Genomic DNA, 19,326 nt, shown 5'->3' on the forward strand with positions numbered 1-19,326 from the left:
AGCGCGCGGCGTGCGGGGGAGCGGGCAGGACGTCGTTCTCGAACGGGTCGGGGGCGGGCGGCTGTCGGGCGCTCCCGTCCGCCGGGCGTCCGGCGGGATCCTCCGGGCGCGCCGCCGCTCCGGAGGCTCCGGGCCGCGCCCGCTCTGCTCCCGGTGTCCCGGACGCTCCCGGCGTCTCGGCTGCGGTGCCGCTCAACTCCGCTCCTCCTCGGGCTCGTTGACGTGCCGTCGTGGTCCGGTACGGGCCGCCGTACGGGCGGTGGCCCGTACGGCGCGGTCGGTGTGGACGGGGTGGTCGGTGGAGTCGGGGCGGGCGTCCGGCGGCGTGCCGTCGCCGGACATCAGCCGTCTGTACTCGCCGCTGGAGCGCAGCAGTTGGTGATGCGTGCCGACGGCCGCGATGCGCCCGCCCGACAGCAGCGCGACGCGGTCCGCCAGCAGCACCGTCGAGGGCCGGTGTGCGACGACGAGCGCCGTGGTCGACGCCAGCACCTCGCGCAGCGCGGCCTCGACGGCGGCCTCGGTGTGCACGTCGAGGGCCGAGAGCGGATCGTCCAGGACGAGAAAGGGGGGACGCCCGGCCACCGCCCGTGCCAGCGCGAGGCGTTGACGCTGTCCGCCGGACAGGCTCAGCCCCTGCTCGCCGACCTGCGTGGCCGGGCCCTGGGGGAGGGCGGTGACGAAGCCGTCCGCCTGGGAGACGCGCAGGGCGCGGTCGAGCAGTTCGAGGTCGCGCGGTGCGGTGCCCGCCGGGTCCGCGGCGTCGCCGGAGGCGGTGTCCGTACGGGGACCCGGCACCGCGGCGGACGCCCCGTCCGGTGAACCGCCCACGCCCATCAGCACGTTCTCCGCCACGCTCGCCGAGAAGAGCGTCGGCTCCTCGAAGGCCACCGCCACACGGGCGCGCAGCGCCGCGACCGGAAGCGCCGCGACGTCCTGGCCGTCCAGCGTGATCCGGCCCGCCGTCACCTCGTACAGCCGCGGCACCAGGGCCGTCAGCGTGGTCTTGCCGCTGCCCGTCGCGCCGACCAGCGCCATCGTCTCGCCGGACCGTACGTGCAGATCGACCCCGTCCAGGACGGGCGGAGCCTCCTCGGGGGCGTCGGGATGGCGGAAGACGACGCCGCTGAAGCGGAGCCCGCTCCGCGGGGACGCCGCCCCGTTGGACGGGCCGCTGCCGGACGGGCCGCCGTCGGACGGGCCGTCACCGGGCTCCTCGTCCGCCGCCCGCAGCACATCGGCGGGCAGCGGTGCGCCCAGCACCTCGAAGTAGCGGTCGGTCGCCGTCGCCGCCTCGTTGCTCAGCGCCAGCAGATAGCCCGTCGTCTCCACCGGCCACCGCAGCGCCAGCGCCGTCGAGAGGAACGCCACGAGCGTGCCCGCGGACAGCCCGCCCTCGGCGACCTGGAACGTGCCGAGCACCAGCGCTGCCCCGACGGCGATCTCCGGCAGCATCATGATGACCGCCCAGATGCGGGCCAGCAGCCGCGCCTTGGCCAGCTCCGTCTCCAGCAGTTGTTCCGAGAGCGCGCGGAAGGCCCGCGCCTGGCTGCGGTGCTGTCCGAAGCCCTTGATGACGCGGATGCCCAGCACCGACTCCTCGACCAGCGTCGTCAGATCGCCGATCTGGTCCTGCGCCCGCCGCGCGGCGCGCGAGTAGCGGTGCTCGAAGAGGGCGCACAGCCACACCAGCGGAACGAAGGGACAGAGGACGACCAGGGCGAGCGTCCAGCGCTGCGAGAGCAGGATGACGCAGCCGACCACCACCGTCACGGCGTTGACGAGCAGGAAGGTCACCCCGAACGAGAGGAATCTGCGCAGCAGTTCGAGGTCCGTCGTCGCCCGGGAGAGCAACTGCCCGCTGGGCCAGCGGTCGTGGAAGGAGACCGGCAGCCGCTGGAGATGCCGGTAGGCGTCGGCCCGCATGGCCGCCTCCACCGCCGCCAGCGGACGGGCGCTCAGCCACCGCCGCAGCGCGAACAGCCCCGCCTCCAGCACGCCGACGCCGAGCAGCAGTCCGCCGCCCGCCCACACGCCGGCGGCGTCGCCGTCGGCCACCGGTCCGTCGACGATCCACTTGAGCACCAGCGGCATCACCAGCCCGGTGCACGAGGCCAGGACGGCGATCACGGCGGAGGTGAAGAAGCGCACCCGCACCGGACGTACGTACGGCCACAGGCGCAGCAGCGAACGCACCACCTGGCGGCTCTCCGTGCCGCCGCCGCCGACCGTGCCGACCGCGCCGTCTCCGCCGGACGTGTCCTCGGTCCTGCCGCCGGACGTGGTCCCGGACGCGGTCCCGTCCGTCGCCCCGGCCGTCCCGTCGACGGCCTCGTCGGCGTCCTGGTCGCCGGTCCCGTCCCTGGTTCCGTCGGTCGTGCTCGCCCCGTTCGTCACCGCGCCGAGACTACGACCGGGTGGTTGCGTCCTTCATCTGCTTTTTTCCCGCCGAGTCGGTCCTCGCCCGGCGGCGCCCGGCCCGCGATGCTTCCTCTACGGGAGGCCGCGGGCGCCCTGCGTGACCGATTCGTTTCCCCTTCGGCAGCGGGTCGTTGGTCTCCGTACGGACGAGCATCACCGGGAGTGCGGACATGGATCGGGCGGGGCGGACGGGACAGCCGGGATGGAAGAGACTGCTGACGAGCGGTGCACCGCTGATGTGCTCGCCGCTGGCGGTGTGCGTACTCGGCGTACTGCTGGCGGGCTGCGGCACGATGGTCGAGCCGCAGACCCCGGCGCAGTTGATCGAGGTGACGCCGCGGGACGGCGCGAAGGACGTCACGGCGAAGAGCACGCTGCGCGTCGCCGCGACCGAGGGCCGTCTCGAACGGGTACGGGTCATGCGCCGCAGCCGTGGCGCCGGGCACTCCGTACCGGGCGGCATCTCGTCGGACGGGCGCACCTGGCGCCCCGTGAAGGAGTCCCGGGAGCTGAAGCTCGGCAGCGAGTACACGGTCGACGTCGTCGCGTTCGACGAGGAGGGACGGCGGGCCGCCCGGCACACCACCTTCACCACCAAGGCCCAGCCGCGCCGCGTCATCGGCTTCTTCACACCGGAGCACCGCCAGACCGTGGGCACCGGGATGATCCTCTCGATCCGCTTCAACCGGCCGATCGTGGAACGGGCCGCCGTGCAGCGCGGAATCCGTGTCTCGGCGAGCCCGCCGGTGAAGGTGGCGCCGCACTGGTTCGGCTCGTCGCGGCTCGACTTCCGCCCCGAGGAGTTCTGGAAGCCCGGCACCCGCGTCACGCTCGATCTGCGGCTGCGCGGGGTGCGCGCGGCGCCGGACGTCTACGGGGTGCAGCGCAAGCGCGTCCACTTCACCGTCGGCCGGGACCAGCGCAGCGTGGTGGACGCACGGCGGCACACGATGACGGTGCGGCGCGACGGCGAGGTCGTCAGCCGGGTGCCGGTGACGACCGGTTCCGCGAAGAACCCGACGTACGCCGGGGACATGGTCATCAGCGAGAAGTTCGCGGTGACGCGGATGAACGCGCGCACCGTCGGCTTCGGCGGCGAGTACGACATCGACGACGTGCCGCACGCGATGCGCCTGACCGACAGCGGCACCTTCCTGCACGGCAACTACTGGGCGCCCAGGCGTACGTTCGGCAAGCACAACGTCAGCCACGGCTGCATCGGACTGCGGGACCGTAAGGGCGGCGATCCCGGCAGCCCGGCCGGAGCCTTCTTCCGGGACTCCCTGACGGGCGACGTGATCACGGTGAAGAACTCCGGCGAGCGTACGGTCGCGCCCGGCAACGGCCTCAGCGGCTGGAACATGTCCTGGGACGCGTGGACCGCCGGCACGGCTCTGCGCTGACGCTCCGCACGGCCCCTCCGGGCCCGCCGTACCGCCCGCAGCACCGCCACCGCACCGCCCGCCGTCGCGCTCCCGCACGCTTCACCGCGCCCGTCCGCCTTCGGTTCGCGCCCCCACCGGAAACCGCGACGGAACGGTGACGGTTCCGGGGATTTCTTCTTTCCCTCGGTGTGATTATCTGGCGCCCGCACTGTCGTGTTTTCCGGTCCGGGACCGCACGATGGATGCCGACAGCCGTGCGAGGGGAGTAGCCCGCTGTGGATCTGAAGAGCGTCGCCAGGGTAGCGAAGGAAAAGCTCAACCCGGAGGCGATACGGGGGGCTGTGCAGTCCGACGGCAGGGTCCGGCTCATAGGCGGCTCCGCCGTGGGCCTCGTCGTGCTCGCGGTGGTGCTGCTGCTGACGCTGACGACCTGCGGCGGCGCCGGCGGCGCCGAGGGCAAGGAAGGCGACGGCAAGCCGGAGAAGTCCCGCGCGGTGGTCGAGATATCCCCGAAGGACGGCGCGAAGGGCGTCCACCCCGAGGACGATCTGAAGGTGACGGCGGCCAAGGGCAAGCTGGTCGAGGTCGACGTCGAGAACGAGGACGGCGACAAGGTCGAGGGGAAGCTCGCCGACGGCGGCAGGACGTGGAAGCCGGCGACGCATCTGACGACGAAGACGAAGTACACCGTCAAGGCGCTCGCCAAGGACTCCGACGGTCTCGAGGCCACCAAGAGGGCGCGCTTCACCACGCTCACGCCCGGCAGCACCTTCGTCGGCCGCTTCACTCCCGAGGACGGCGACACGGTGGGCGTGGGGATGCCGGTCTCCATCAACTTCAACCACGCCATCCAGGACCGCGAGGCCGTCGAGAAGGCGATCACCGTCAGCGCCGACCCCGAAGTCGACGTCGAGGGCCACTGGTTCGGCGACAGCCGTCTCGACTTCCGTCCCGAGGACTACTGGGAGGCGGGCACCAAGGTCGAGCTGGACCTCGACCTGGACGGCGTCGAGGGCTACGACGGCGTCTACGGCGAGCAGGACAAGTCGGTGGACTTCACCGTCGGGCGGAGCCAGGTCAGCGTCGTCGACGCCAAGACCAAGAAGATGGTCGTCAAGCGCGACGGCAAGAAGCTGCGGACCGTCGACATCAGCTCGGGCAGCGCCGAACACCCCACGTACAACGGCCGCATGGTGATCAGCGAGCGTCACAAGGAGACGCGCATGGACGGCGACACCGTGGGGTTCGGACGGGACGAGGAAGCCGGCGGCTACGACATCAAGGACGTGCCGCACGCGATGCGGCTGTCCACCTCCGGGACGTTCATCCACGGCAACTACTGGCTGACACAGCAGCAGTTCGGCTCGGTCAACGCCAGCCACGGCTGCGTCGGGCTCTTCGACAAGAAGGGCGGCGGCGACAAGGGCACCCCGGGCGCCTGGTTCTTCCGGGAGTCGATCGTGGGGGACGTCGTCGAGATCAAGAACTCCAAGGACGAGACGATCCAGCCCGACAACGGCCTCAACGGCTGGAACATGGACTGGGAGAAGTGGAAGGCGCCGCAGAAGTAGCGCCCGACGCTCCCCGGGCGCGGCAGGGGTGCGGTCCGCGTCCGTACGGGCGGGGCCGCACCATCGGCCTCTCGCGTAACGGCCGTTAACCTTCCCCCATGACTGTGAATCTCGAAGTCGCCGAGGGCGTCGGCACGATCCGCATCGACCGTCCCCCGATGAACGCGCTGGACGTCGCCACCCAGGACCGGCTCCGTGAACTCGCCGAGGAGGCGACCGAGCGCGACGACGTGCGCGCCGTCGTGGTCCACGGCGGCGAGAAGGTCTTCGCCGCGGGCGCGGACATCAAGGAGATGCAGGCCATGGACCACGAGGCCATGGTGAAGCGCTCCAAGGCGCTTCAGGACTCCTTCACCGCCGTCGCCCGCATCCCCAAGCCCGTCGTCGCGGCCGTCACCGGCTACGCGCTGGGCGGGGGCTGCGAGTTGGCGCTGTGCGCCGACATCCGGATCGCCGGCGAGCGGGCCAAGCTCGGCCAGCCGGAGATCCTGCTCGGGCTCATCCCCGGCGCGGGCGGCACCCAGCGGCTCGCACGGCTGATCGGGCCCGCCAAGGCGAAGGACCTCATCTTCACCGGGCGTCAGGTCAAGGCGCCCGAGGCGCTCCAGTTGGGCCTCGTGGACCGCGTGGTGCCGGACGACGAGGTCTACGCGCAGGCGCACGCGTGGGCGGCGCAGCTCGCCAAGGGTCCGGCGATCGCGCTGCGGGCCGCCAAGGAGTCCGTCGACGTGGGCCTGGAGACGGACATCGACTCGGGTCTCGCGGTCGAACGCACCTGGTTCGCGGGGCTGTTCGCCACCGAGGACCGGGCGACGGGGATGCGCAGCTTCGTCGAGGAGGGGCCGGGCAAGGCGACGTTCCGCTGACGCCCGGCGGCCCGCCACCCCCGCCTCCGCTCGCGGCGTGGGTCCGGGCGTGTGCGGGGGCCGTCGGTCCGTACGTCCGTGCGCTCGTCCGTCCCCGTGTCCGTACGCCCAACGCCCCGCGCTTCCGCTCCTGTTGACGGTGCGCGGGGTGGGGTGGCACAGGGTGGCGCACGGTGCCGCTTCCGTGCGCCCCACCGTGCGAGGGAACCGCCGCGTGTGCCACCCGTGGCGCACCACCCCGTGAACGCCGCGCGTCACGAGGCGTGTGCAGAGCGTCGTGCCTGGTCAGAGTCATGTGCCGGGCGGGGCGTGGGCGTCCGTCGTACGGCTGTGCGCAACACCCCTGTGTGCGCCGGGAGTTGTTCCGCCCCCGGGATCTGGGGGAACGCCCCCGGAAAGGCTCCTGGTCCCGCCATGATGGGGGCCATGGCGGGACAGGGAGAAGTGGCCGACGTGAGCGAGCGTGAGCCAGAAGTCCCGGGTGAACCGACGAGCGACGACCTGCCGGGCGGTGTCCTCGATCTGGTCGGTGACCCGACGATCGGTGAAGTACGTCTTCCGAACCGTCCCGAGTCGGCGAGATGCGCCCGCCAACTCGCCCGTACCGTCCTGGAGTCGCACTGGTCGCTTCCCGGACCGCTCACGGACGACGCCGTGCTGCTCGTCTCCGAACTCGTCGGCAACGCCGTACGGCACACCGGCGCGCTCGTCTTCGGGCTGCGCATGATGCGCCGGCGCGGCTGGATCCGGGTCGAGGTGCGCGACCCCTCGCGCGGGCTGCCGTGTCTGCTGCCCGTACACGGTCTGGACACCAGCGGCCGCGGCCTCTTCCTCGTCGACACGCTCTCCGACCGGTGGGGCGTCGACCTGCTGCCGCGCGGCAAGACGACCTGGTTCGAGATGCGCGCCGTCGCCTGATGTGACGTCATGCATACTGTGCGCACCGAACGGCAGTCGCGGGCGCCGGAGTTCACGAGCGAGGCCCCGCCATCGGAGCACGGGGGACGCATGAACGGTGTGCCGCGCCGCGGGCGCGCGAGGACGGTACGGCTGCTGGGCGCGCCGCTGCTGGCGCTGGTCCTGCTCACGGCGGTCGCCGGATGCGCCGACGACGACGGCAGCAGCGACGCGAGGCGGCCGGGGGAGCCGGGCGGGACGGCCGACTCCCGGGAGAGCGCGCCGAGTTCGCCCGCGGGGAAGCAGCCGTCCTCCTCCCCCGCGGCGTCCGCGTCCCGGCCCTCGCAGGGCGGTGCGGACGCCGCCGACGGCACCGACACCGGCGCCTGCGCCGACGGCAGATGCGAGGTCGTGCTCTCCGCGGGCGACGTGCTGCGTCCCCGCTCCTCCTACGGCGTCGAGAAGTTCGCCGTCGAGAGCGTCGAGGACCATGTGATCGCCTGGACGGCGCACTTCGCCGGCGGCAGCGTCTCCATGTCGTCCTCGGGCGCGCAGGAGTCCTCCTCGTCCTGCACGAACGGGCAGTGCAGCGGACGCCTCGGCCGGAGCAAGGGCACCCTCCATATGAACGGCCTCACCCTGGAGTTCACCTCCATCGGCGCCGGCAGCGCCGTCGCGAAGCTCTCACCGACGCCCTGAACCCGGACCGCCCGGCGCCCTGTTGACCACGTCCGCGGGCGGACGGACGATCGCCGTGCGGCGCACCGCACACCGGCCGGCCGGGGCGAGGAAGGGCAGGGCATGCAGCGCAACTCCGCGAAACTCACCACTCCCGAGGGCGACCCGCTGATGTGGGTCGGCGTCAACTACTGGTCGCGCACCGGCGGTCCGCTGATGTGGCGGAACTACGATCCCGCCGTCGTCGAGGAGGAGCTGCGCACCCTGCGCGACCACGGCATCACCCTCACCCGGAGCTTTCTGTACTGGCCGGACTTCATGCCGGAGGAGAACACCCTCGATCCGGTGATGCTGGAGCGCTACGACGACTTCCTGGACCGGCACGCGGCCCTGGGCATGCACACCGTCCCCACCTTCCTCGTCGGCCATATGTCCGGGCAGAACTGGGACCCGTCCTGGCGCCGCGGCCGCGACCTGTTCACCGACGCCTCGCTCGTCGACCAGCAGGAGTGGTATGTGCACGGGACGACGGCCCGCTGGAAGGACCATCCGGCCGTCGCGGGCTGGCTGTTGACGAACGAGATGCCGATCTACGCGGACTGGCGCTCACGCGGCATCGGCACCCTGGACGCCGCCGCCGTCACCGCGTGGGCGGAGCGGCTGACCGCGGCGGTGCGCGCGGCCGGGGCGCGGCAGCCCGTCTCCGTTGGGGACGGTGCGTGGGGCGTGGAGACCTCCGGCGCCGACAACGGCTTCCGCGTCCGCGACCTGGCACGGCTCGTCGACTTCCACGGTCCGCACGTCTACCGCATGGAGACCGACGCCGTACGCCAGCATCTGGGCGCCGCGTTCGTCTGCGAACTGCTCGACATCGGCGGACTGCCCGTGATTATGGAGGAGTTCGGGCTCACGTCCGACTGGGCCTCCGAGGAGAACGCCGCCCACTACTACCGGCAGATCCTGCACACCACCCTGCTCGCCGGTGCGACCGGCTGGATCCCCTGGAACAACACCGACTACGACGCGCTGGAGGCCCAAGAGCCCTACAGCCACCACCCGTTCGAGATGCACTTCGGCATCACCGACGGCGCGGGCCGCCCCAAGGAGCAGCTCCGCGAGGTACGGCGCTTCACCGAGGTGCTGCGGCGCACCGACGCGCCCCGGCTGCGCCGCCCCGACGCCTCCGCCGCCCTCGTCGTCTCCTCCTTCCTGGAGGCGCGGTATCCCTTCACTCGGCCCGAGGACAGCGCCGCGGTGCTCACCTGCACCCGCCAGGCGTATGTCGCCGCGTGCGAGGCCGACTTGGGCGTGGGCGTCGCACGGGAGGCCGACGGGCTGCCCGCCGACTGCGCCCTGTATCTGCTGCCGTCGGCGAAGCAGCTCACGGCGCCCGGCTGGAGCCGGCTGCGGCGGCTCGCGGAGGACGGGGCCACCGTCTACGCCTCGTACTTCGCCGGGGAGCACGACCACGCACGCGGCGCCTGGTGGCCGCGGCTCGACGAGACCTTCGGCGTACGGAAGAAGCTGCGCTACGGGCTCGCCGACACCGTCGAGGACGACGAGCTGCGGATGGTCTTCCGGCGGGACTTCGGCGGGATCGCGGCGGGCGAGGAACTGGTCTTCGCGGTCGGCGGCACCGGCGGCGCACGCGCGTATCTGCCGGTGGAGCCGGACGGCGCGGAGGTCCTCGCGACCGACGCGCACGGCCGCCCGGCGCTGCTGCGCCACCGCAGCGGGGCGGGCGCGCTCGTGCTGTGCACCTATCCCGTCGAGTACATGGCCGCCGTCACGCCGCACGTCAACCCGGAGCCGACATGGCGGCTGTACGCGGCGCTCGCCGCCGAGGCGGGGGCGGCCCCGGAGGTGTCGGTGCCCGATCCCCGTGTGCTGACGGCGCGGATGACGCACGAGGACGGGCGCCGCTTCGTCTGGTTCGTGAGCCAGCACGACGGACCGCTGACGGCGGAGCCGCTGCTCACCGGCGGCGGCGCTCTGCGGGACCTGGACGGCGCGGAGCTGCGCGGCGTCGAACTGCCCCCGTTCGGCGTCGCCGTCGCGGAGATGACACGGTGAGCGGTGAGTGGTGAGCACGACAGGCTCACGAGGGCCCCTGACGTGGGAGGGCCCCTGACGTGGAAGGGAACAGCGCAGCATGAGGATCGAGTCCGCGGAGACGGTCGTCACCAGCCCCGGCCGCAACTTCGTCACGCTCCGCCTGACCACCGCCGACGGCGTCACGGGCCTGGGCGACGCCACGCTCAACGGCCGTGAGCTGGCCGTCGCTTCGTATCTCCGCGACCATGTGGCGCCGCTGCTCGCCGGCCGCGACGCCCGCAACATCGAGGACACCTGGCAGTACCTCTACCGCGGCGCCTACTGGCGGCGCGGCCCGGTCACCATGGCCGCGATCGCCGCCGTCGACACCGCGCTGTGGGACATCAAGGCGAAGGCGGCGGGCATGCCGCTGTACCAGCTTCTGGGCGGCGCCAGCCGCCGCGGCGCCCTCGCCTACGGGCACGCCTCCGGGCGCGACGTCCCCGAACTGCTGGACTCCGTACGGGCGCACCTCGCCGACGGCTACTGTGCCATCCGCGTACAGACCGGCGTCCCCGGCCTCGACTCCGTCTACGGGGTGGCCGCCTCCGGCGCCGGTTCCGGCGAGCGCTACGACTACGAGCCGGCCCGGCGCACCGCCTCCGGGCCCGCCCTGCCGGTGGAGGAGACCTGGGACACCCGGGCCTATCTGCGGCATGTGCCGGGCGTCTTCGAGGCCGTACGCGAGGAGTTCGGGCCCGAGCTGCCGCTGCTGCACGACGGGCACCACCGGATGACGCCGATCCAGGCGGCGAAGCTGGGCAAGTCCCTTGAGCCGTACGACCTGTTCTGGCTGGAGGACGCCACTCCGGGCGAGGACCAGGCGGCGCTGCGCCTCATCCGGCAGCACACCACCACGCCGCTGGCGATCGGCGAGGTCTTCAACTCCGTGCACGACTACACGACGCTGCTCAGCGAGCGGCTGATCGACTACGTACGCTCCGCCGTCACCCACACCGGCGGCGTCACCGCGATGAAGAAGCTGCTCGACCTCGCGGCCGTGTACGGGGTGCGCTCCGGGATGCACGGGCCGACCGACATCTCGCCGGTGGGCATGGCCGCCGCGCTCCATCTCGACCTGGCCGTGCACAACTTCGGCATCCAGGAGTACATGCGGCACTCCGCGGAGACCCTGGAGGTCTTCCGTACCTCCTACACCTTCGAGGAGGGGCTGCTGCATCCCTCCGAGACCCCCGGCCTCGGCGTCGAGCTGGACACCGAGGCGGCGGCGCGCTTCCCGTACGAGCCGGCCTATCTGCCCGTCAACCGGCTCGCGGACGGGACCGTGCACGACTGGTGAGCCGGACGCGCTCCCGTCCGCGGGCGGCGGAGGCCGGGGGCCGCGGTACGGCGGAGCGTCAGCGCCGCTTGTAGCGGTCGCCCACGCGCTGTGCGTCGCCCTGTGCCTTGCGCAGGGCGGCGCTCACGGACTGCTTCCCCACGATCGCCGCGCTCAGCTCCTCCGAGACGCGGTCTCCCAGCCCCGTGAACTCCGGTACGCCGACGAACTGGATGCCGAGGGTGGGCCGCCGCTGCACGCCGGGTCTGCGCGGGTCGGCCTCGCGTATCGCCTTCTCCGTCGCTTCGCTGAAGGCGCCGGCGGCCTTCTTGTACTCGGGGCGCTGGAACGTCGACTCGCGCTTGCCGGCGGGCACGTTCTCCCAGCCCAGCTCCTTGCCGACCAGCTTCTCGTACTCCTTGCTGGAGGCCCACGACATGAACTCCCAGGCGGAGCGCGGCTGTTCGGACGCCTTCTGCATGCCCCACGCCCAGGTGTAGAGCCACCCCGAGGACTTGGTCTCCTCGATGGGCGCCGGTACGTAGCCGATCTTGTCCTTGACGGGGGAGGAGTCCGCCTCCAGCGGTCCGGCGCCGGCGGTCGCGTCGTACCACATCGCGGACTTGCCGTTCTTCATGGTGCGCAGACAGCCCGCGTAGCCGGACTTCTCGGGGTTGTCCTCGCCGTAGTCGCGTACGAGGTCCACATAGAACTGCGTGGCGTCGGCGAAGGCGGCGTCGGTGAGCCGGGCGTTCCAGCCCTTGTCGAACCAGGTGCCGCCGAAGGTGTTGACCACGGTCGTCAGCGGCGCCGTCATCTCGCCCCAGCCCGGCTGGCCGCGCAGACAGATGCCGCTGACGCCCTTCTTCGGCCGGTCGGCCTTCTCGGCGAGCGAGGCGATCTGGCCCCACGTGGGCTTCTTCGGCATCTCCAGGCCGAGTTGGTCGAAGATGTCCTTGCGGTACATCAGGAACGAGGACTCGCCGTAGAAGGGCTCCGCGTAGACCTTCCCGTCGGCGCCGCTGAGGGAGAGCTGGATGGGCAGCATGATGTCGCTCTGGTCGAACCCGCGGTCCTTGGTGATGAAGGAGTCGAGGGGCTTGAGCCAGCCGCGGCGTGCGTAGTCGCGCGTCTCGAAGTTGCTGACGGTCGCGACGTCGTACTTGCCGGACTGGAGAGAGAAGTCGGTGTGGACCTCCTCGCGGACCTCGTTCTCCGGAAGGGCGGTGAAGTCCACGCGGATGCCGGTCTTCTTCGTGAAGTGCTCCTTCGTGAGCTTCTTCAGCTCCAGCATCTGCGGATTGTCGACCATCAGCACCCTGATCGACTTCTGCTCCACCGGCTTCTCGTCCTGCGAGCCGCACCCTGTGAGCAGACTCGCGGTGACGACCCCCACCGTCACCAAGCCGACCGTCCTTCCTGTGCATCCGGACGTGCACCGGGACTTGAACACAGAACTCTCCTCGTCGTGGTCCTCGCGCACGGCCTTGCGAGGTGCCGGACGGGGCTCCGGCGGTCATTCCGGAGCGCGGCACTCGTACGCAGCGTGACACTGTTCTCGCGGAGAGTTCTACATGCCCGCGATGGGCGGGCAGTAGCCCGGATGGACGTCAATCGTGCCTGTTTACACCCGAGTTGAGACGTGCCTCGAAACCCGTGACCAGTGATCCTTCCGGTACGGGCGAGTAGGGCGTGCCCGTTTCCCGCTCTGGTGGCGCCCGTTCCGCTTCCGTCGGCCTAGGCCAACTCCCGTCGCTACGCGGGTAGCTGCGAGGTGACGAAGCGGCGGAGAACCCGTGCAGGTTCTCCGCCACCGGATCCTGTGCGCCCGGTCCGCCGTGCGCCGGGTGCGCTCAGCCCATCGTCCTCGCACCGGAGACGGCCGCGCCCGGTGCCTCGCCCCGGTAGCGGCGCGCGGGCACCACGGGCAGCGGCCACGCGGGCGCCGTGCGCGGGCGCCGCGCGTGATAGACGAGCGCGGGCGGCAGATTACGCCACACCGTGCGCCCCGGCACGACCTCTTCGAAGGTCGAGCACAGCAGCTCGCGGAAGCGCAGCGCCGAGGCGAGCCGCATGGCGTGCACATAGCCGAAGGTCGTGAACGCACCGTCCGGCGCGAGCACATGGCCCACCGCCGAGAGGATCTCGCTCTGCACCCGCTCGGAGAAGGAGGCCCAGGGCAGTCCGCTCACGACCACGTCGGCCCTCTCCACGCCGCGTTCGGCGAGCAGCCGCGGCAGCGCCGACGCGTCGGCGTTCAGCACCTCCACACGGCGGCAGCGTCCGCGCAACTGCTCGGCCAGGCGCGGGTTCATCTCCACGGCGAACTGCACGCCGCGGCCGGCGAGCTGTTCCTCGATGGCGCTGGTGAACACGCCGGTGCCGGGGCCGAGTTCGACGACCACCGGGTCGCCCAGCTCCGGTACGGGTGCCGTGACCGCCTCGGCGAGTCTGGGGGAGCTGGGGGCGACCGCCCCGATGTCGGCCGGTGATCGCAGGAATTCGCGCAGCATCGTGCCGGTCTCGCTCGTCAACGCTCTTTGCCTCTCGGGGACGTCAAGTGCTCGAGACCGGCCAGGTACGCAGCGCTTCAGGGGCATGCGGAGGGGCTGCGACGGGGACGGCGCGACCTCGCGGGCACCAACCGTACCCATGGAATCCCCCGTCGCGGCCAGTCCCCTGGATCTTCCGGACGACAACTCGCTGACCTGCGGATTCACCCGCTGGGCAGGGGCGGGCCATATACCGCGCACCCCATGAAACGGCGCCGTGGGCGGCCGAAGCCGCAGCCGGTCGGAAACCCGGCACAAGCTTCGAAACGGAGGCCAAGCGGGCCCGCCTCGCTCCGGGTTGCCCCGGGGCGCTGCGGAGGGTCAGCACTCGATGACGTTCACGGCGAGCCCGCCGCGAGCCGTCTCCTTGTACTTGACCTTCATGTCGGCGCCCGTGTCCTTCATCGTCTTGATCGCCTTGTCCAGCGAGACATGGTGACGGCCGTCGCCGCGCAGCGCCATGCGCGCGGCCGTCACGGCCTTGACGGCCGCCATCCCGTTCCGCTCGATGCACGGGATCTGGACGAGCCCGCCGATCGGATCGCAGGTCAGCCCGAGGTTGTGCTCGATGCCGATCTCGGCGGCGTTCTCCACCTTCTCCGGCCCGCCGCCGAGGACTTCGGCCAGGCCGCCGGCCGCCATCGAGCACGCCGAGCCGACCTCGCCCTGGCAGCCGACCTCGGCGCCGGAGATCGAGGCGTTCTCCTTGAAGAGCAGTCCGATGGCGCCGGCCGCCAGCAGGAAGCGGACGATGCCGTCCTCGTCGGCGCCCGGCACGAACTCCGTGTAGTAGTGCAGCACGGCCGGGATGATGCCGGCGGCGCCGTTCGTCGGTGCCGTCACGACCCGTCCGCCCGCGGCGTTCTCCTCGTTCACCGCCATCGCGTACAGCGTCAGCCACTCCGTCGCATGCGCCTCACGTCCGCCCTCGGCCCGTAGCTGGCGCGCGGCGGTCGCGGCCCTGCGGCGCACCTTCAGACCGCCCGGCAGGATGCCCTCCCTGGTCAGCCCGCGGGCCACGCACGCCCGCATCACCTCCCAGATCTCCAGCAGCCCGGCGCGGATCTCCGCCTCCGAGCGCCAGGCACGCTCGTTCTGGAGCATCAGCTCCGAGACGGACAGCCCCGTCTCCCGTGTCAGCCGCAGCAGTTCGTCGCCTGTACGGAAGGAGTGCGTGAGGACGGTGTCGTCGAGCTTGATGCGGCCCGCGCCCGTCTCGTCCGCCAGCAGGGACTCGTCGACGACGAAGCCGCCGCCCACCGAGTAGTACGTCTTCTCCAGCAGCGGAGTGCCGGAGGCGTCGCGGGCGCAGAGCGTCATGCCGTTGGCGTGGTACGGCAGCGAGCGCCGCCGGTGCAGGACGAGCTGTGAGCGCTCGTCGAAGTCGATCTCGTGGGCGTCCCCTATCTCGGCGCCCAGCAGCCGCAGCCGCCCGGCCGCGCGGACGGCCGCCACCCGCTCGTCGGCGGTCTCCACGTCCACGGTCCGCGGGGTCTCGCCCTCCAGCCCGAGCAGCACGGCCTTGGCGGTGCCGTGCCCGTGGCCCGTCGCGCCGAGCGAGCCGTACAGCTCCGCGCGTACGGAGACGGTGTGGGCCAGCAGGCCCTCGTTCTTCAGCCGCACCGCGAACATGCGGGCCGCGCGCATCGGGCCCACCGTGTGCGAGCTGGACGGGCCGATGCCGATCGAGAAGAGGTCGAAGACGGAGACCGCCATCGCGGCGCCTCCTTTCCGTGCGGTGCCGTGCCGCCGCGGCGCGGCGCGGCGCGGAGAGTGCCGCGCCGCGGCTCGGGTGGCCCGTTACTTGCCGAGGCCGGGGTAGAGCGGGTGCTTCTCGGTGAGCGCCGTGACACGGGCGCTCAGGGACTTCGCCTTGTCCTCGTCGAAGCCGGGCAGCAGCGCCTCGGCGATGATGTCGGCGACCTCGCGGAAATCCTCCTCCTGGAAGCCGCGGGTGGCCAGCGCGGGAGTCCCGATGCGCAGCCCGGAGGTGACCATGGGCGGGCGCGGGTCGTTGGGGACGGCGTTCCGGTTGACGGTGATGCCGATCTCGTGGAGGCGGTCCTCGGCCTGCTGCCCGTCCAGGTCGCTGTCGCGCAGGTCGACGAGGATCAGATGGACGTCCGTGCCGCCGGAGAGCACGGAGACGCCGGCGTCCACCGCGTCCTGCTGGAGCAGCCGCTCGGCCAGCAGCCGGGCGCCGTCCAGGGTGCGCTGCTGGCGCTCCTTGAACTCCGGGGACGCCGCGATCTTGAAGGACACCGCCTTCGCCGCGATGACGTGCTCCAGCGGACCGCCCTGCTGGCCGGGGAAGACCGCGGAGTTGATCTTCTTGGCGTGCTCCTTCGTGGAGAGGATCACGCCGCCGCGCGGGCCGCCGAGCGTCTTGTGCGTGGTCGTGGTGACGACGTCCGCGTACGGCACGGGCGAGGGGTGCAGCCCGGCCGCGACCAGACCCGCGAAGTGCGCCATGTCGACCATGAGCAGCGCGCCGACCTCGTCCGCGACCCGGCGGAAGGCCGCGAAGTCGAGCTGGCGCGGGTACGCGGACCAGCCGGCGATGATCATCTGCGGCCGGTGCTCTCGCGCGAGCCGCGCGACCTCCTCCATGTCGACCTGGCCGGTCTGCTCGTCGACGCGGTAGGCGACGACGTTGTAGAGCTTGCCGGAGAAGTTGATCTTCATGCCGTGCGTGAGGTGGCCGCCGTGCGCCAGGTCGAGGCCCATGATCGTGTCGCCCGGCTTCAGCAGCGCGAACATCGCCGCGGCGTTGGCGGAGGCGCCCGAGTGCGGCTGTACGTTCGCGGCCTCGGCACCGAAGAGGCTCTTGATGCGCTCGCGTGCGATGTCCTCGATGACGTCGACGTGTTCGCAGCCGCCGTAGTAGCGGCGCCCCGGGTAGCCCTCGGCGTACTTGTTGGTGAGGACGGAGCCCTGCGCCTCCAGCGAGGCCACGGGCGCGAAGTTCTCCGACGCGATCATCTCGAGGGTGGACTGCTGGCGGTGGAGTTCGGCGTCGACGGCGGCGGCGACGTCCGGGTCGACCTCGTGGAGAGAGCTGTTCAGAAGCGACATGAAACCATCCCTGGTGGCAGGCCGGTCGGGCACGGCACGGTGGACTCGGATGCGGTCGTACGGGCGGGAGTCGGGGACGCTTGGCGTCGGTCTGCGGTGAACTCGGCCTGGGGCGTGCGGCCTTCGGCGGTCGGTCGGCCTTCGGCGGCGCCCGGCCCCTGCGGTGGAGAGCGCTGCCTGCGGGGGCGGACTCAGCCCCCGGCGGTGAACGACGCGTACTCGTCGGCGGAGAGCAGGCCCTCCGGCTCGTCCGTGACGCGCACCTTGAACAGCCAGCCGCCCTCGAACGGGGCGGAGTTGACGAGGGCCGGGTCGTCGACGACGTCCTGGTTGGTCTCCGCGATCTCACCGGAGACCGGCGCGTACAGGTCGCTGACCGACTTCGTCGACTCCAGCTCGCCGCAGGGCTCGCCCGCGGTGACCGAGTCGCCGACCTCGGGGAGCTGGACGAAGACGACGTCGCCGAGCGCGTCGGCGGCGTGCGCCGTGATGCCGACCGTCGAGACGCCGTCCTCGGCGTCCGACAGCCACTCGTGCTCCTTGCTGTAACGAAGCTGCTGGGGGTTGCTCATGGTGCGATTCTCCTGGATGAGTGGGGGACGGGGTGCATCGGTCTTGGCCAGTGGGACGCACGGCACGCCGCGGCCCGCGCGGGACGGTGCCCGTACGTCCGTGAAGGTCAGCGCTGCCGCTTGTAGAAGGGGAGGGCCACGACCTCGTACGGCTCGTGCGTGCCGCGGATGTCCACGGCGACGCCCTCGGTGCCGGGCCCGGCGAACGCGGGGTCGACGTAGGCGATCGCGATCGGCTTGCCGAGGGTCGGCGACGGCGCACCCGAGGTCACCTCGCCGATCACCGAGCCGTCCGCGGCGGAGACCACCGTGTACCCGGCGCGCGGCACCCGGCGGCCCTGCGCGATCAGCCCGACGAGCTTGCGCGGCGGTGCCTTCTCGGCCTGCGCGGCGGCCTTCTCCAGCGGCTCGCGCCCGACGAAGGCGCCGTCGTTCGCGGTCTTCTCGAACTTCACGATGCGGCCCATGCCGGCGTCGAACGGCGTTGTCCGCGTGGTCAGTTCGTGCCCGTACAGCGGCATGCCCGCCTCCAGGCGCAGGGTGTCGCGGCAGCTCAGACCGCACGGCACGAGCCCGGCGGGACGGCCCGCCTCGGTGACCGCCTCCCACACGGCGACGGCGTCGTCGGGGGAGACGAACAGCTCGAAGCCGTCCTCGCCGGTGTATCCCGTACGGGCGATGAGGGCCTCGCGCCCGGCGACGGTGCCGGGCAGTCCCGCGTAGTACTTCAAGCCGTCCAGGTCGGCGTCGGTGAGGCCCTTGAGGATGCCGGCGGCCTCCGGACCCTGCACGGCGATCAGGGCGTAGGCGTCGCGGTCGTCGCACACCTCGGCGTCGAAGCCGGCGGCGCGCTCGCGCAGGGCGTCCAGAACGGTCTGCGCGTTGGAGGCGTTGGCGACGACCATGTACGTCGCCTCGCCGGTGCGGTAGACGATGAGGTCGTCGAGGATGCCGCCGGAGGCGTCGCACAGCATGGTGTAGCGGGCGCGGCCGACGGCCAGCCGCGAGAGGTTGCCCACCAGCGCGTAGTCGAGCACCTCGGCCGCCTGCGGTCCGCGCACGGTGATCTCGCCCATGTGGGAGAGGTCGAAGAGGCCCGCGCGCGACCGTACGGCGAGATGCTCGTCGCGTTCGCTGCCGTAGCGCAGCGGCATGTCCCAGCCGGCGAAGTCCGTCATCGTCGCGCCGAGCGCGCGGTGCACGGCGTCCAGGGCCGTGGTGCGGGGCGCGGCGCCGGACCCGCCGGCGTCGCTGCGGATGTCGCTCATGTCAGGCTCCCGATACTCGGTGACGCGGATGTTCCTCCCCATCTGTCATCGGAACCTGAGAGGTTCGCCACGAGCCCTCGTGCACGGGCGGCGGCTTGCACCGTGGGTGGAGCCGCCCGGGGGCGGCCCGCTTTTCAGATCTGCCTCGTCCTGCGCGGTATGGGTGCCTGAGAGATTCAAGGGAGGACTTGCTCCTTCGGCGTCCCGCCCCGCACATGGTGCGCGCGGCCGGGAACTCTCCCGCGTGGATTCAGTCGGCCGGTATGCAGTTGGGTGGGCCCGCTCATCATGGCACGGCAGTTCGGGCCCGTCGACGGTGCGTGCCGCAGGGCGAAGGCCCGCCGCCTTGCTGCGCATTACCATTTCTTGACACTCTCGGAGGCGAGCCGCCGGACGGCGGGGTGACCGGGGAGGGGCGATCAGGTGGGCAGCCTGCGCAGTGCGTACGCGACCGTGACCGGCCGGGGGTCCTCCTCCGCCGTCCAGCGCCGGGACGCCGCCAGAGGCCCGGTGGCGTCGACCGCGGCACAGGGGGCGCCACCGGGCGGTACCGCCCCTGCGGCGGACGCGGCCCAGGGCCCCGTCCAGGTGCCCGCCCAGGCCGTCGAACTCCCCGTCCACGGCGCCGAACTCCCGTGCCGGACGGCCGAGTTCACGGGCCGGTCCGG

15 protein-coding genes, 1 pseudogene and 1 riboswitch are annotated in these 19,326 nt (G+C 71.9%); of the genes and pseudogenes, 7 read left to right on the forward strand and 9 right to left on the reverse strand.

Annotated elements, in window-relative coordinates; translation table 11 throughout:
• Nucleotides 1–196: pseudogene (locus tag AN218_RS37435) on the reverse strand (hypothetical protein); the annotation flags it as partial.
• Nucleotides 193–2,196, reverse strand: a complete 2,004-nt coding sequence (locus tag AN218_RS09170; RefSeq protein ID WP_079131970.1) for an ABC transporter ATP-binding protein — start codon at nt 2,194–2,196, stop codon at nt 193–195. The gene AN218_RS09170 and the pseudogene AN218_RS37435, both read right to left, overlap by 4 nt.
• Before the next feature lie 395 nt (nt 2,197–2,591).
• Between AN218_RS09170 and AN218_RS09175 the strand changes: the two genes are divergently transcribed.
• The 7 genes from AN218_RS09175 to manD all read left to right on the forward strand — a co-directional run bounded on the left by AN218_RS09175 (nt 2,592) and on the right by manD (nt 11,212).
• Nucleotides 2,592–3,824: a L,D-transpeptidase gene (locus AN218_RS09175; RefSeq protein WP_070016275.1), complete on the forward strand. Its 1,233-nt coding sequence runs from the start codon at nt 2,592–2,594 to the stop codon at nt 3,822–3,824.
• A 257-nt stretch (nt 3,825–4,081) separates the two neighbouring features.
• Entirely contained in the window at nt 4,082–5,377 is a 1,296-nt protein-coding gene (locus AN218_RS09180) for a L,D-transpeptidase (protein ID WP_079131968.1), read from the forward strand.
• Nucleotides 5,378–5,475: 98 nt separating this feature from the next.
• Nucleotides 5,476–6,243: an enoyl-CoA hydratase/isomerase family protein gene (locus tag AN218_RS09185; RefSeq protein WP_070016276.1), complete on the forward strand. Its 768-nt coding sequence runs from the start codon at nt 5,476–5,478 to the stop codon at nt 6,241–6,243.
• 417 nt (nt 6,244–6,660) lie between these two features.
• Entirely contained in the window at nt 6,661–7,161 is a 501-nt protein-coding gene (locus AN218_RS09190; protein ID WP_244900370.1) for an ATP-binding protein, read from the forward strand.
• 90 nt (nt 7,162–7,251) lie between these two features.
• Nucleotides 7,252–7,839, forward strand: a complete 588-nt coding sequence (locus AN218_RS09195) for a hypothetical protein (protein WP_070016277.1) — start codon at nt 7,252–7,254, stop codon at nt 7,837–7,839.
• A 102-nt stretch (nt 7,840–7,941) separates the two neighbouring features.
• A complete protein-coding gene (locus tag AN218_RS09200) occupies nt 7,942–9,891 on the forward strand; it encodes a cellulase family glycosylhydrolase (protein WP_070016278.1) in 1,950 nt (649 codons plus the stop codon).
• A 79-nt stretch (nt 9,892–9,970) separates the two neighbouring features.
• Nucleotides 9,971–11,212 carry a D-mannonate dehydratase ManD gene (gene manD, locus AN218_RS09205; RefSeq protein WP_070016279.1) on the forward strand — a complete coding sequence of 414 codons (1,242 nt, stop codon included), beginning with the start codon at nt 9,971–9,973 and terminating at the stop codon, nt 11,210–11,212.
• A 58-nt stretch (nt 11,213–11,270) separates the two neighbouring features.
• On the opposite strand, the gene AN218_RS09210 is transcribed toward manD, so the two are convergent.
• From AN218_RS09210 to AN218_RS36030, 7 genes are all read right to left on the reverse strand, one after another.
• The gene (locus AN218_RS09210) at nt 11,271–12,587 is read right to left on the reverse strand and encodes an ABC transporter substrate-binding protein (RefSeq protein WP_420855952.1); all 1,317 of its coding nucleotides are present in this window, start codon (nt 12,585–12,587) and stop codon (nt 11,271–11,273) included.
• A 457-nt stretch (nt 12,588–13,044) separates the two neighbouring features.
• Nucleotides 13,045–13,725 (reverse strand): class I SAM-dependent methyltransferase, encoded by a 681-nt coding sequence (locus AN218_RS09215; RefSeq protein WP_070016281.1) that lies wholly within the window; start codon nt 13,723–13,725, stop codon nt 13,045–13,047.
• 339 nt (nt 13,726–14,064) lie between these two features.
• Nucleotides 14,065–15,459: an L-serine ammonia-lyase gene (locus AN218_RS09220; RefSeq protein WP_070016282.1), complete on the reverse strand. Its 1,395-nt coding sequence runs from the start codon at nt 15,457–15,459 to the stop codon at nt 14,065–14,067.
• Between the two features lie 84 nt (nt 15,460–15,543).
• Complete coding sequence (gene glyA / locus AN218_RS09225) at nt 15,544–16,818, reverse strand: serine hydroxymethyltransferase (protein ID WP_070016283.1); 1,275 nt, start codon at nt 16,816–16,818, stop codon at nt 15,544–15,546.
• A 191-nt stretch (nt 16,819–17,009) separates the two neighbouring features.
• Nucleotides 17,010–17,390 (reverse strand): glycine cleavage system protein GcvH, encoded by a 381-nt coding sequence (gcvH, locus tag AN218_RS09230; RefSeq protein ID WP_070016284.1) that lies wholly within the window; start codon nt 17,388–17,390, stop codon nt 17,010–17,012.
• Nucleotides 17,391–17,497: 107 nt separating this feature from the next.
• Nucleotides 17,498–18,658 carry a glycine cleavage system aminomethyltransferase GcvT gene (gcvT, locus tag AN218_RS09235; RefSeq protein ID WP_070016285.1) on the reverse strand — a complete coding sequence of 387 codons (1,161 nt, stop codon included), beginning with the start codon at nt 18,656–18,658 and terminating at the stop codon, nt 17,498–17,500.
• Between the two features lie 145 nt (nt 18,659–18,803).
• Nucleotides 18,804–18,911, reverse strand: a riboswitch (glycine riboswitch).
• 166 nt (nt 18,912–19,077) lie between these two features.
• Nucleotides 19,078–19,326 (reverse strand): hypothetical protein (locus AN218_RS36030; RefSeq protein WP_216311745.1); only part of this gene is annotated, 249 nt, incomplete at its 5' end.

Source organism: Streptomyces nanshensis, from assembly GCF_001751255.1.
Taxonomy (GTDB): domain Bacteria; phylum Actinomycetota; class Actinomycetes; order Streptomycetales; family Streptomycetaceae; genus Streptomyces; species Streptomyces nanshensis_A.

Bases quoted from the DNA above. Each gene is read 5' to 3' on its own strand.
- AN218_RS09175 (WP_070016275.1), top strand. From the start codon at position 2,592: ATGGATCGGGCGGGGCGGACGGGACAGCCGGGATGGAAGAGACTGCTG.
- AN218_RS09185 (WP_070016276.1), top strand. From the start codon at position 5,476: ATGACTGTGAATCTCGAAGTCGCCGAGGGCGTCGGCACGATCCGCATC.
- AN218_RS09190 (WP_244900370.1), top strand. From the start codon at position 6,661: ATGGGGGCCATGGCGGGACAGGGAGAAGTGGCCGACGTGAGCGAGCGT.
- AN218_RS09195 (WP_070016277.1), top strand. From the start codon at position 7,252: ATGAACGGTGTGCCGCGCCGCGGGCGCGCGAGGACGGTACGGCTGCTG.
- AN218_RS09200 (WP_070016278.1), top strand. From the start codon at position 7,942: ATGCAGCGCAACTCCGCGAAACTCACCACTCCCGAGGGCGACCCGCTG.
- manD (WP_070016279.1), top strand. From the start codon at position 9,971: ATGAGGATCGAGTCCGCGGAGACGGTCGTCACCAGCCCCGGCCGCAAC.
- AN218_RS09220 (WP_070016282.1), bottom strand. From the start codon at position 15,459: ATGGCGGTCTCCGTCTTCGACCTCTTCTCGATCGGCATCGGCCCGTCC.
- glyA (WP_070016283.1), bottom strand. From the start codon at position 16,818: ATGTCGCTTCTGAACAGCTCTCTCCACGAGGTCGACCCGGACGTCGCC.
- gcvH (WP_070016284.1), bottom strand. From the start codon at position 17,390: ATGAGCAACCCCCAGCAGCTTCGTTACAGCAAGGAGCACGAGTGGCTG.
- gcvT (WP_070016285.1), bottom strand. From the start codon at position 18,658: ATGAGCGACATCCGCAGCGACGCCGGCGGGTCCGGCGCCGCGCCCCGC.